The organism is Streptomyces sp. NPDC002156, from assembly GCF_053593675.1.
In genome coordinates this window covers 1-12,868 of record NZ_JBSFDA010000234.1, presented here as the reverse complement: position 1 = coordinate 12,868, position 12,868 = coordinate 1, and the positions used below count along the sequence as shown (strand labels likewise).

Below are 12,868 nucleotides of genomic sequence, written 5' to 3'. Positions count from 1 at the left end.
GGTCCCCGCACGGGGACCGCAAGGCCGTTCCCTTTGTCACGCCCAAGCACCCTCTTCTGTCGCGCATCGGCACGCCGTCTTTAGTAGCTCTTTGTCGATACGGCCACTTTCGGCCGCGTATCGACGTAGAGCGAAACCGTTCGATCTTCGGATGATCGAAGGCGTGTCCGAATTGCACGGATTGTTACTCACCAGATCGTGATCTTTCTCTAAAGGAGCACAGGTTTGATGCCGAAGACCTCTGTGACCTTGAAAGCACGCCGCACTCCAGGAGGCCTGGTGTCCGTTCTTCTTGAGCAGCCCGCAAGCCTGGTCGCCTACCGCCCGAACAAGCCGACCGCCATGGTGGTCGTGGCCGACCCCCGCGTCCGCTCCACCGTCACCCGCCACCTGTGGGCGCTCGGTGTACGCGATGTGATCGAGGCCTCGTCCATCGCGGAGGCTCGTCCCCGCATCGGCAACCCCCGCGACATCTGCGTCGCTGACGTCCACCTGCCCGACGGCAGCGGGCTCACCCTGCTGTCCGAGACCCGTGCCGCGGGCTGGCCCAACGGCCTGGCCCTGTCCGCCGCCGACGACATCGGAGCCGTTCGCAACGCCCTCGCGGGCGGTGTGAAGGGTTACGTCGTCACCGGCACCCGCAACAACGTCGGGCTTCCCAGCCGACCCGGCGCCGCCCCCATCGGTGCCGGCTCCCGTATGCACCGCCGCCCCCCGGGTGCCCCGAGCCACCCGGGCGGCTACCGCGAGCTGTCCGGCCGCGAGGTCGAGGTCCTGCGACTGGTCGCGGAGGGCCAGTCCAACAAGGCGATCGGCGTCTCCATGGGCCTGTCCGCGCTCACCGTCAAGAGCCACCTCGCCCGTATCGCCCGCAAGCTCGGCACGGGCGACCGCGCCGGAATGGTGGCGGTGGCCCTCCGAACCGGGATCATCCACTGAACCCCACTGAACAATGATCAACGACCATCACTGACCACTGATCACCGACCGAATTCACTGACACGTGTGACACGTGACTGGTTTACGACCCCAAGGCGCCCGTCGACGGAACGTTCCGTCGGCGGGCGCCGTCCATACACAGATACCCTTGACAGGTGACCGAAGCCCAAGAGACCGCAGCAGACAGCTCACTGCGAACCACCGGAGGCGCTCCTCCGGACGACAACGGATCTTCTGAGGCTCAGGCGCCGATCCCCCTCCTCGAACCCCGCGACGGTATTCCGCCAGTCATCGCCGACGAGAACGCGCTCGCCGAGGTGATCGCCGCGTTCGCCGCGGGCAGCGGCCCTGTCGCCGTCGACGCCGAACGTGCGTCCGGTTACCGCTACGGACAGCGCGCCTATCTGGTGCAGCTGCGCCGCGAGGGCGCCGGCACCGCGCTCATCGACCCGGTCGCCTGCCCCGATCTGTCGGGCCTCGGCGAGGCGCTCGACGGTGTGGAATGGGTCCTGCACGCCGCCACCCAGGACCTGCCCTGTCTCCGCGAGATAGGCATGATCCCCGCCACACTGTTCGACACCGAGCTGGCAGGACGGCTGGCCGGGTTCCCCCGGGTCGGCCTGGGCGCGATGGTCGAGGGCGTCCTGGGCTTCGTACTCGAGAAGGGCCACTCCGCGGTCGACTGGTCGACCCGGCCGCTGCCCGAGCCCTGGCTGCGGTACGCGGCGCTCGACGTCGAACTCCTGGTCGACCTGCGGGACGCGCTGGAGAAGGAACTGGACCGGCAGGGCAAGCTGGAGTGGGCCCGGCAGGAGTTCGACGCGATCGCGTCGGCGCCGCCGCCCGAGCCCCGCAAGGACCCCTGGCGGCGTACGTCCGGTATGCACAAGGTGCGTCGGCGCAGGCAGCTGGCCGTCGTACGGGAGCTGTGGGAGACCCGGGACCGGATCGCGCAGCGCCGGGACGTGTCGCCGGGCAAGGTGCTGTCGGACGCGGCGATCGTCGAGGCCGCGCTCGCCGTACCCGCCAATGTGCACGCGCTGGCCGGGCTGACCGGGTTCGGACACCGGATGGGGCGGCGGCAGCTGGAGCAGTGGCAGGCCGCGGTGGACCGGGCGAAGGCGCTCACCGACGCGCAGTTGCCCCAGCCGGGGCAGCCTGTGGTCGGACCTCCGCCGCCGCGGGCCTGGGCGGACAAGGATCCGGTGGCCGCGGCGCGGTTGTCCGCGGCGCGGGCCGGGGTCTCGGCGCTGGCCGAGGGGTTGAACATGCCTCAGGAGAATCTGATCACTCCGGACACGGTGCGGAGGGTTTGCTGGGAGCCGCCTGTTGTTGCTGATGCGGAGGCTGTTGCGGGGGCGCTTGAGGGGTATGGGGCTCGGGCTTGGCAGGTGGAGTTGGTGACGCCTGTTTTGGTTGAGGCTCTTTCCGCCAAGGCGCCGTAGGGGCTCTGTTGTTCGGCGGGTGCGGGTGCTTCGTGGTTGCTCGCGCCCACGCGGCGGAGCCGCAAATCGACACAGCCTCGCGCCCCTAACAGCAGGAGCCTCACCTGGTCGCGCCCTTCATGAAGCCGTTGTAGATGAACCTCTGCAACGACAGGAAAGCGACCAGCGTCGGCAGGATTACCAGGACCGCGCCCGCTGAGATCGTCTCCCAGTGGGCCGCGAAGGGGCCCTTGAAGCGGAATAGGGACGTCGAGATCACGCCAAGATCTTCCGACGGCATGTAGAGGAAGGGGATGTAGAAGTCGTTGTAGACGGTGATCCCCTTCACTATCACCACCGTCGCGATCGCCGGTTTCAGGAGCGGGAAGATGATCTTTCGGTAGATCGTGAAGGCGTTGGCCCCGTCGAGGCGTGCCGACTCGTCCAGGGAGATCGGGATCGACCGGACGAACTGCAGGAAGATGTAGATGGACACGATGTCGGTGCCCATGTAGAGCGCGATCGGTGCCCAGAGGGTGTCGAACATGCCGAAGCTGTTCACGATCTGGAACGTTGCCACCTGGGTCGTGACGCCGGGGACCAGGGTGGCCACCAGGAACAGGGTGATCACCAGCTTCCGGAAGCGGAAGGTGAAGCGGTCGATCGCGTACGCCGTCATCGAGCCGATGAGGACGGTTCCCGTGACGGTGAAGAGGAGGATGAGGGCCGTGTTGGCGAACGCGGACAGCATCTCGCCGTCCTGGAACGCCGTCACGTAGTTGTGGAGGTTCAGGAGGTCGCCGGGGAGGGAGAGCGCTCCGCTGTCGTCCGCCATCTCCTGCTCGGACTTGAGCGAGGTCAGCACGATCACGCCCAGCGGCAGCAGGACGACCACCGCCGCGAGGACCAGGGACAGGTACACGAACGTACGGGCGACCGCGCGGCGCGTCATACGAGATCCACCCTGTCGTCCGGAACGAGCCGCCGCTGCACCCAGGTCACGGCGAGCACGATCAGCAGCAGCACGACGGCCGCCGCCGAGGCGAGCCCCGTCTTGTTGAACTGGAACGCCAGCTTTACCGTCTGGATCACGAAGGTCTCGGTGCCGGTCGCGCCGCCGGTCATGATGTACGGGATCTCGAAGACCGAGAGCGAGCCCGAGATCGACAGGATCACGCTCAGGCTCAGTACGGGCTTGATGCCGGGCGCGATGATGTACCGGAACTGGTGCCAGCGGTTCGCTCCGTCGAGTTCGGCGGCCTCGTACAGCTCCCCCGGGATGGACTGGATCGCGCCCAGGAACAGCACGAAGTTCAGGCCCATGTAGCGCCAGACCGAGACTCCGGCGAGCGAGATGTTCGCCGACGTCGGTGTGCCCAGCCAGGCATGGTCGGTGTGGACGCCGAACAGGCTCAGCACCGAGTCGAGGGTGCCGCCGTCCTGGAAGAAGTAGAGGAACACGAAGCCGATCGCGACCCCGTTGATCAGATACGGGAAGAACAGCACGCCCTTGAAGAAGTTCCGGAACCGGATGTTGAAACTGAGGATCGTCGCGAAGTAGAGCGCGGCGACGATCTGGAGCACGGAGGCGGCCAGGTAGTAGCCGCTGACGAAGAACACCTCGAACAGCTCGGGGCGGGTGAGGAGTTCGGTGTAGTTCTCGGCGCCCGTGTAGTGCAGTTCGGGGCTGACGCCGTCCCAGTCGGTGAAGCTGTACGCGACCATGTTGGCGATCGGCGCGTAGGTGAAGGTCAGCAGCAGTGCGAGCGGGGCAATCAGGAACAGCCAGGGAGTTACGCCTCGCCGCAGGCGTGTCACCGCGTCCCCACTGAGCGCTGTGCCTCGGCCCAGCGCTTGCCGAGGTCCCCGAGGAAGTCGTCGAGGCTGCCCTTGCGGGCGCCACGGGCCAGGTCGACGAGGTCCTGGCGGTAGTCGGGGGCGTAGATGCCGACCTCCGACTCGGTGTCGACGAGCTTGAGTTGAGCCCCATCTGTGTCGTCGACCTCGATGAACTTCACCCCGGCTTCCTCGTACGGCTGGAGCACGGTGGGCAGCGGGGCGTCCTTGAGCGGGGAGATGGGCAAGTTGTCTTCCGCGTAACCGGACTTGTCGGTGAACCAGTCGATCCAGGCGCGGGCCGCTTCCTTGTGCTCGCTGTGGACGTTGACGGCCTGGTTGTAGTCGGGGCCCACAACCGCACAGAATTTCCCGTCCACTTGGGCCGGGAAGGGCATGAACCCGATGTCGGCGGGGTCGACGCCGGCCTTCTTCGCCGCGTCCTGGAACTGGACGATCGCCCAGGTGCCGAGCCACTGCGTGGCGATCTCGCCCTTCGCCAACCGGGGTTTGGACGCCTCCCAGTTGGTGGTCGTCGGGTCCTTCTCGGCGAGCCCGTCGTGCACGATGTCGTAGAGGAGGGTGTCGCCCACGCGCAGGTCGGCGCCCTTCGCCCAGGGGTCGCTCTCGACCAGTGTGGTCGTCGCCCTGGTGTCACAGCCCACCGAGCCGTTGACGTACGTCCAGGACGTGAGCGGCCACTGGGCGGCGAAGTTGGTGTAGTACGGGTCCGCGTCCGTCTTCGACTTGATCGCCTTCAGGGCGGTGATGAACTCGGCGGGTGTGGTGGGCCAGTCGGTGATGCCGGCCTCCTGCCAGATCCTCTTGTTGTAGAGGAATCCGGGGGTCACTCCGACCGGGCTCTGGCCGTAGACCTTGCCGCCGACCGTGGTGAAGTCGGTGAAGCGGTACTTCTTGGCGCGCTCCGCCTGGGTGCCGAGGGACGCGAAGAACTTCGGGTAGTCGCTCTTCTTGATCACCGCGGGGATCAGCAGGACATCGCCGTAGTTCTCCGTGTTCATACGGATCTTGACTTCGGCCTCGTAGTTGGTGAGCCCCTCGAACTCGACCTTCACGTTCGGATACGTCTTGCGGAACGCGTCGGCGTATTTCTTCAGCGTGCCGTCCTGCACGAGGTCGGTCCGCACGGTGAGGACCTTGATGGTTCCGCTCACCTTTGACGGATCGTCAGGCGCCTTGGCGTCGGCGCCCTTTGAGGTTCCGCCGGTTCCGGTGCACGCGGAGAGCAGCAGACCGGCGGTGAGGAGTGCGGGAATCGTGCGGCGGTTCATGTGCATCAGCTCCGTTCGGGACGGACGAGCACTACTGGGATGGCTGATTCGGCACTCTGACACCACTTACTGAACCGGTAAAGTCCCTATTTCGCCAACGCTGACACCACTCTTTCTGCGCCTGACGCACGCGGGAGTTGAACGGTTTAGGGAGCGCGCATGCTGGAGGCCACACCGCTCACCGAGGGCTGGACCGTGCGGCACGAGGGGGGCGAACTGGCCGCCGCCGTCCCCGGATGCGTGCACACCGACCTGCTGGCGGCGGGCGTGATCCCGGACCCCTTCATCGGCCGGAACGAGACCGAGGTCGCGTGGGTGGGGCGCCGGGAGTGGACGTATGAGACGGACCTCGACGCCTCCTCGGTCCATGACTCGGTTCATGAGCAGACCGACCTCGTCTTCGACGGGCTCGACACCGCCGCCGAGATCCGGCTCGACGGTCAACTCCTGGGCCGGGTACGGAACATGCACCGCTCGTACCGCTTCGACGTGACCGGGACGACAGGGCGGCTGTCCGTACGGTTCGCGTCCGCCTACGCCGAGGCGGAGGCCGTGCGGGAGCGGCTGGGCGAGCGGCCCGGCGCCTACGCCGAGCCCTACCAGTACATCCGGAAGATGGCCTGCTCCTTCGGCTGGGACTGGGGACCCACTCTCGTCACCGCCGGGATCTGGCGGCCGGTGCGCCTGGAGCACTGGTCCACGGCCCGGATCGCCCGGGTGCGCCCCGAGGTGACGGTCGATGAACACGGCGTGGGCCAGGTGAAGTTGGCGGTCGACGTCGAGCGCACCCGGGTCGAGGCCGGGCTCACGCTGGAGGCCAGGGTAAGCCGTGGGGGCAGCGAGTTCCGGGGGCGGGGCACGGTCGACGGGACCAGTGGTGTCGTACGGCTGGACGTGCCGGACGTGGAGTTGTGGTGGCCGCGCGGGTATGGCGAACAGCCTCTGTACGAGGTCGAGTTGACACTTCGTCATGGTGATGTCCCGCTGGACGGCTGGCGGCGGCGGGTCGGGTTCCGGACCGTCGGGCTCGACACGTCCACCGACGCCCACGGGGCCGGGTTCACGCTGGTCGTCAACGGGGAGCGGCTGTTCGCGCGGGGCGTCAACTGGATCCCGGACGACGTGTTCCCGTCCCGGATCACCCGGGAGCGGTACCGGGAACGGCTCGCGCAGGCGGCCGGCATCGGCGTGGACCTCGTCCGCGTGTGGGGCGGCGGGATCTACGAGAGCGAGGACTTCTACGACGCCTGCGACGAGTTGGGGCTGCTGGTCTGGCAGGACTTCCCGTTCGCGTGCGCCGCCTATCCCGAGGAGCAGCCGCTGCGGGGCGAGGTCGAGGCGGAGGCCCGGGAGAACGTCGTACGGCTGATGCCGCATCCCTCGCTCGTGCTGTGGAACGGCAACAACGAGAACCTGTGGGGCTTCAGGGACTGGGGGTGGGAGCAGCGGCTCGCCGGGGAGTCGTGGGGCGAGGGGTACTACCTGGGCGTACTGCCGCGTGTGGTGGCCGAGTTGGACCCCACGCGGCCCTATACGGCGGGCAGTCCCTGGTCCGGGTCCTGGGAGCGGCATCCGAACGATCCGGCGTACGGGACGCACCACTCGTGGGAGGTGTGGAACCGCGCGGACTACGCCGACTATCGGCTCCAAGTCCCGCGCTTCGTGGCCGAGTTCGGGTGGCAGGCACCGGCGGCGTACGCCACGCTTCGGCGCGCGCTGCCGGGTGAGCGGCTTGCTGCCGACTCCCCCGGCATGCTGCACCACCAGAAGGCGGAGGACGGGAACGGGAAGCTGGAGCGCGGGCTCGGTCGCCATTTTGCGCTGCCTGAAGGGGACTTCGACCGATGGCACTACCTCACCCAGGTCAATCAGGCCCGTGCCGTCGCCGCCGGGATCGAGCACTGGCGTTCGCACTGGCCGGTGTGCGCTGGGACGATCGTGTGGCAGCTCAACGACTGCTGGCCGGTGACGTCCTGGGCGGCGATCGACGGGGACGGACGCGAGAAGCCGCTGTACCACGAGCTGCGGCGGCTGTACGCGGACCGGCTGCTCACCCTTCAAGTGCGGGGATCCGAGCTGGTGTTGGCGGTCGTCAATCAGGCGGCGGAACGGTGGAAGGGGACCGTGGAGCTGCGGCGGCTGTCCGTGGACGGGGGTGTGGTGGGTGGGTCAGTGGTGCGGGTCGGGTTCGTGGCGGAGGGGCGGGCGGTCGCCGAGGTGCGGGTGCCGGAGAGGCTTGCGCCCGTGGGGGCCGGGGAGTTCCTGGTCGCCGACGCGGACGGGCTGCGGGCGCTGTACTTTCCCGTACCGGACCGTGAAATCCCTTACCCCCGGCCCGAGTTCGACGTGAGTGTCGCTCCGGGGGCGGTCACGGTGACGGCCCGTACCCTCGTACGGGATCTGCTGTTGCAGGCGGACCGGCTGGACCCGGGAGCGCGGGCCGATCGTGGGCTGGTGACCCTGTTGCCCGGGGAACGGGTGACCATCGGGGTGCGTGGCTGGGAGACTCCGGATGCCGAGACCGCCCGATCGGCCCTGTACTGCGTGGAGCCAGCACGATGACGGCATCGCCGACACCCCGCGTCACCATCAAGGACGTCGCCGCGCGCGCCGGTGTGTCCAAGGGTGCCGTGTCCCTCGCCTTCAACCACAAGCCGGGGCTCGCCGAGGCAACCCGGGACCGGATCTTCACGGCCGCCCGCGAGTTGGGCTGGGAGCCGAACCTCACCGCGCGGTCGCTGGCCGGGGCCCGGGTGGACGTGGTGGGGCTCGCGATCTGCCGGCCGGCCCGGCTGCTCGGCCTCGAACCGTTCTACATGGACTTCATCTCAGGCGTGGAGAGCGTGCTCACCGAGCACTCGTGCTCGCTGCTGCTCAGGCTCGTGCGGACCCTGGAGGAGGAGGTCGGGCTTCAGGAGTCCTGGTGGAAGGGGCGGATCATCGGCGGGGCGATCCTGGTCGACCTGCGGGCGGACGATCCGCGCGTCCCGGCCGTCGAAGGGCTCGGGATGCCCGCGGTCGCGGTCGGGCATCCGTCGCTCGCCGGCGGGCTCACCTCGGTGTGGACCGACGACGCGACGGCCGTGACGGAGGCGGTGCGGTATCTCGCGGCGCTCGGGCATCGGCGGGTCGCGCGGGTGGGGGGTGCGGCAGCACTAGGGCATTCGAACATTCGTACGGCCGCGTTTGACGAGGCCGCGCGAGGGCTCGGTCTGGCTGGGGTGTCTCAGGTGGCGACCGATTTCTCCGGGGACGAAGGGGCTCGGGCGACTCGGTCGCTGCTGTCCGTCTCGGCGGTGGACCGACCTACGGCGATTCTGTACGACAACGACATCATGGCGGTGGCGGGGCTGTCCGTGGCGGCGGAGATGGGGCTCGATGTTCCCGGGGATGTGTCGTTGCTGGCCTGGGACGATTCCCAGTTGTGCCGGTTGACTCGGCCTACGTTGTCGGCGATGAGTCATGATGTGCACGGGTTTGGGGCGGATGTTGCTCGGACCTTGTTCGGGGTGATCGGTGGGGGTGGGGCGTCCCACCCGGTGACCACTCCGGTGCTTACTCCCCGGGGGTCCACCGCTCCGCCCAAGGGGTAGGGGGCTTCTGTTGTTCGTGCGGGTGCGGGCCGGTTGCGGCTTGTCGCGCAGTTCCCCGCGCCCCTTGAGGTCGCTCCTGTAACCGGCGGTAACATATGGAGGCGTGTGACCTTTGACGCTCCTCTACTCAGAGGTGTGCAGTACGGTTACCCGCAAGTAGCATGGGGCTGAGCGCCCGCTCAGCGGATGCTTATGCAGCAGTGCCGTCCCGCACCTCTGGAGGAGAGCCATCGTGCCTCGTACCGTCAGGGACGTCGTCTTCGTCGACGGCGTCCGCACCCCGTTCGGCAAGGCGGGCCCGAAGGGCATCTACCACGAGACCCGCGCGGACGACCTCGTCGTGAAGGCGATCCGGGAGCTGCTGCGCCGCAACCCGGGTCTCGACCCCAAGGCGATCGACGAGGTCGCCATCGCCGCGACCACGCAGATCGGTGACCAGGGGCTGACCCTGGGGCGGACCGCCGGCATTCTCGCCGGGCTGCCGCAGTCGGTCCCCGGGTACTCCATCGACCGGATGTGCGCGGGCGCGCTGACCGCCGTCACCTCGGTCGCCGGTTCTGTCGCCTTCGGTGCGTACGACATCGCCATCGCCGGTGGTGTCGAGCACATGGGCCGCCACCCCATGGGCGAGGGCGTCGACCCGAACCCGCGGTTCGTGAGCGAGAAGCTCGTCGACGAGTCGGCCCTGTTCATGGGCATGACCGCCGAGAACCTGCACGACCGTTACCCGCACATCACCAAGCTGCGCGCCGACGAGTACGCCGTGCGCTCGCAGGAGAAGGCCGCGAAGGCGTACGCCAACGGCAAGATCCAGCAGGACCTGGTGCCGATCTCCGTACGGAACACCAACGCGGAGGTGGGTGAGACCGGCTGGGGTCTCGTCACCGCCGACGAGCCGATGCGGCCGGGGACCACCCTGGAGAACCTGAGCGGGCTGAAGACGCCGTTCCGGGTGCACGGGCGGGTCACCGCGGGCAACGCGGCCGGTCTGAACGACGGCGCGACCGCCTCGCTCATCGCGTCCGAGGACTTCGCGCGCGAGAACAACCTGCCCGTCAAGATGCGTCTCGTCTCGTACGCCTTCGCCGGCGTCGAGCCCGAGGTCATGGGCTACGGGCCGATCCCGGCGACCGAGAAGGCCCTCGCCAAGGCGGGCCTCGGCATCGGTGACATCGGTCTGTTCGAGGTCAACGAGGCGTTCGCCGTCCAGGTGCTGGCCTTCCTCGACCACTACGGCATCGCGGACGACGACGCACGCGTCAACCAGTACGGCGGTGCCATCGCCTTCGGTCACCCGCTGGCCTCGTCGGGTGTGCGTCTGATGACGCAGCTCGCCCGTCAGTTCGAGGAGCAGCCGGAGGTCCGCTACGGCCTGACCACGATGTGCGTCGGCTTCGGCATGGGCGCCACCGTCATCTGGGAGAACCCGCACCACAAGGACGCCGGAGGCGACAAGTGAGCACCACCGCTGAGCTTTTGAAGGGTGCGGCCGAGCTGTTCCCCGACGAGGTCGTGACGTCCGCGCACGTACGCCACCTCGACCTGCCGTTCGGCGCGGGCCGGTTCGCCCTCATCACCCTGGACAACGGCTTCGACCACACCAAGCCGACCACCTTCGGCCCGGCCTCGCTGGCGAACCTGAGCGCCGCCATCGACCAGGTCGAGAAGGAGGCGTCGGCCGGCGAGATCGTCGGCGTCGGCATCACCGGCAAGCCGTTCATCTTCGCGGTCGGCGCCGACCTCAAGGGCGTCGAGCTGCTGAAGAACCACGACGACGCGCTCGCCATCGGCAAGGGCGGCCACGAGGTCTTCAAGCGACTGTCCGCGATCGCCGTCCCGACCTTCGCCTACTACAACGGTGCCGCCATGGGCGGTGGCGTCGAGGTCGGTCTGCACTGCGAGTACCGCACGGTGTCGAAGGCCATCGCGGCCTTCTCCCTCCCCGAGGTCTTCCTCGGCCTGGTCCCCGGCTGGGGCGGCTGCACGATCCTGCCGAACCTCATCGGCGCGGAGCGTGCGGTGAGCGTGATCATCGAGAACTCGCTCAACCAGAACAAGCAGCTCAAGGGCCAGCAGGTGCTCGACCTGGGCATCGCCGACGCGCTGTTCGAGGGCGCGGACTTCCTGGAGCAGTCGCTGCTCTGGACGGCTTCCGTCCTGAAGGGCGACATCACGGTCGAGCGTCCGGCGATCGACCGCGGCGAGGCCTGGGACCAGGCGGTCGCCAAGGGCCGGTTCATCGCGGACAGCAAGGTGCACGGGGCGGCTCCGGCCGCGTACCGCGCGCTGGACATCATCGCCGCGGCCAAGAACGGCGACCTCCAGCAGGGGTACGACGCCGAGGACGTGGCCCTAGCCGACCTGATCATGGGCGGCGAACTCCGGTCCGGCATCTACGCGTTCAACCTCGTGCAGAAGCGCGGCAAGCGGCCGGCGGGCGCTCCCGACAAGTCGCTGGCGCGTCCGGTGACGAAGGTGGGCGTGGTCGGCGCGGGTCTGATGGCCTCGCAGCTGGCTCTGCTGTTCCTGCGCCGCCTTGAGGTGCCGGTCGTGCTGACCGACATCGACCAGGAGCGCGTCGACAAGGGTGTGGGCTATGTCCACGCCGAGATCGACAAGCTGCTCGGCAAGGGCCGTATCAACCAGGACAAGGCCAACCGTCTCAAGGCGCTGGTCACGGGTGTCCTGGACAAGGCGGAGGGCTTCTCCGACGCCGACTTCATCATCGAGGCCGTCTTCGAGGAGATCGGCGTCAAGCAGCAGGTGTTCGCGGAGGTCGAGGCGGTCGCTCCGGCGCATGCGATCCTGGCCACCAACACCTCGTCCTTGTCCGTCTCCGAGATGGCGTCGAAGCTGAAGAACCCCGAGCGGGTCGTCGGCTTCCACTTCTTCAACCCCGTCGCGATCCTGCCGCTCCTCGAGATCGTGCGCGGCGAGCAGACGGACGACGCCTCGCTGGCCACGGCGTTCGGTGTCGCCAAGAAGCTGAAGAAGACCGCGGTGCTGGTGAAGGACGCTCCGGCGTTCGTCGTGAACCGCATCCTCACCCGCTTCATGGGTGAGATCCAGAACGTGATCGACGAGGGTACGTCGGTCGAGGTGGCGGAGAAGGCGGTGGAGCCGCTGGGGCTGCCGATGTCTCCGCTGGTGCTGCTGGAGCTGGTGGGTCCCGCGATCGGGCTGCACGTGTCGGAGACGCTGAACCGGGCGTTCCCGGAGCGGTTCACGGTGTCGCCGAACCTGGCGGCGGTCGTGAAGGCGGGGAAGCGCGGCTTCTACGTGTACGACAGTGGGAAGCCGGAGTTGGACCCCGAGGTTGCCGCGCTGCTTCAGCAGGGGGATGTTGCCCTGAGTGAGGAGCAGGTGCGGGACCGGGTGCTCGACGCGGTCGCCCAGGAGATCGGGCTGATGCTGGAGGAGGGTGTCGTGGCTGAGGCCCAGGACATCGACCTGTGCCTGATCACGGGCGCCGGGTGGCCGTTCCACCTGGGTGGGATCACGCCTTACCTGGACCGTGAGGGTGTCTCCGAGCGGGTGAACGGCAAGCGGTTCCTGGAGGCCGGGGTGGCTTCCGTACCGGCGTAACGGTTCGTTGGTGGTCGCTGGGTGCCCTGCATGCCGTGTGTGGTGTGCGGGGCACTTGGTTTTTCGCCCCCGCCGCCCCTACCCGTCCCATCCTCGGGGGCTCCGCCATATTTTCCTTCACTAGTGGTTTCAAATCCGGAATCGGATGAGCGCCCGGTTATTTCAGGCATCCCGGATTCCCGGATAAAGGGTGGGCTGC

At 68.1% G+C, this 12,868-nt stretch carries 9 protein-coding genes; 6 read left to right on the top strand and 3 right to left on the bottom strand.

Annotation, left to right across the window (positions count from 1 at the left end; all coding sequences use genetic code 11):
* Positions 1 to 279 precede the first annotated feature (279 nt).
* Positions 280 to 939: a LuxR C-terminal-related transcriptional regulator gene (locus ACWCRB_RS45560; protein ID WP_451001699.1), complete on the top strand. Its 660-nt coding sequence runs from the start codon at positions 280 to 282 to the stop codon at positions 937 to 939.
* Between the two features lie 155 nt (positions 940 to 1,094).
* Complete coding sequence (locus ACWCRB_RS45555; RefSeq protein WP_451001698.1) at positions 1,095 to 2,384, top strand: HRDC domain-containing protein; 1,290 nt, start codon at positions 1,095 to 1,097, stop codon at positions 2,382 to 2,384.
* Between the two features lie 100 nt (positions 2,385 to 2,484).
* Here the strand turns inward: ACWCRB_RS45555 and ACWCRB_RS45550 are convergent, their stop codons facing one another.
* Genes ACWCRB_RS45550 through ACWCRB_RS45540 form a run of 3 tightly spaced genes read right to left on the bottom strand, consistent with a single transcriptional unit; the run spans position 2,485 to position 5,491 of the window.
* Positions 2,485 to 3,315, bottom strand: coding sequence for a carbohydrate ABC transporter permease (locus ACWCRB_RS45550; protein WP_451001697.1), 831 nt, complete (start codon positions 3,313 to 3,315; stop codon positions 2,485 to 2,487).
* On the bottom strand, positions 3,312 to 4,214 hold the full coding sequence (locus ACWCRB_RS45545; protein ID WP_451001700.1) for a carbohydrate ABC transporter permease: 903 nt from the start codon (positions 4,212 to 4,214) through the stop codon (positions 3,312 to 3,314). The genes ACWCRB_RS45550 and ACWCRB_RS45545 overlap by 4 nt, the downstream gene beginning before the upstream one ends.
* Positions 4,178 to 5,491, bottom strand: coding sequence for an extracellular solute-binding protein (locus ACWCRB_RS45540; RefSeq protein ID WP_451001696.1), 1,314 nt, complete (start codon positions 5,489 to 5,491; stop codon positions 4,178 to 4,180). Before ACWCRB_RS45540 ends, ACWCRB_RS45545 begins: the two co-directional genes overlap by 37 nt.
* A 159-nt stretch (positions 5,492 to 5,650) precedes the next feature.
* Here ACWCRB_RS45540 and ACWCRB_RS45535 point away from each other — a divergent pair, with 159 nt between their 5' ends.
* From ACWCRB_RS45535 to ACWCRB_RS45520, 4 genes are all read left to right on the top strand, one after another.
* Positions 5,651 to 8,053 carry a glycoside hydrolase family 2 protein gene (locus tag ACWCRB_RS45535; RefSeq protein ID WP_451001695.1) on the top strand — a complete coding sequence of 801 codons (2,403 nt, stop codon included), beginning with the start codon at positions 5,651 to 5,653 and terminating at the stop codon, positions 8,051 to 8,053.
* Entirely contained in the window at positions 8,050 to 9,084 is a 1,035-nt protein-coding gene (locus tag ACWCRB_RS45530) for a LacI family DNA-binding transcriptional regulator (RefSeq protein WP_451001694.1), read from the top strand. Before ACWCRB_RS45535 ends, ACWCRB_RS45530 begins: the two co-directional genes overlap by 4 nt.
* 232 nt (positions 9,085 to 9,316) lie before the next feature.
* Positions 9,317 to 10,543: a thiolase family protein gene (locus ACWCRB_RS45525; RefSeq protein ID WP_451001693.1), complete on the top strand. Its 1,227-nt coding sequence runs from the start codon at positions 9,317 to 9,319 to the stop codon at positions 10,541 to 10,543.
* The gene (locus tag ACWCRB_RS45520) at positions 10,540 to 12,669 is read left to right on the top strand and encodes a 3-hydroxyacyl-CoA dehydrogenase NAD-binding domain-containing protein (RefSeq protein ID WP_451001692.1); all 2,130 of its coding nucleotides are present in this window, start codon (positions 10,540 to 10,542) and stop codon (positions 12,667 to 12,669) included. Before ACWCRB_RS45525 ends, ACWCRB_RS45520 begins: the two co-directional genes overlap by 4 nt.
* Positions 12,670 to 12,868: the final 199 nt, after the last annotated feature.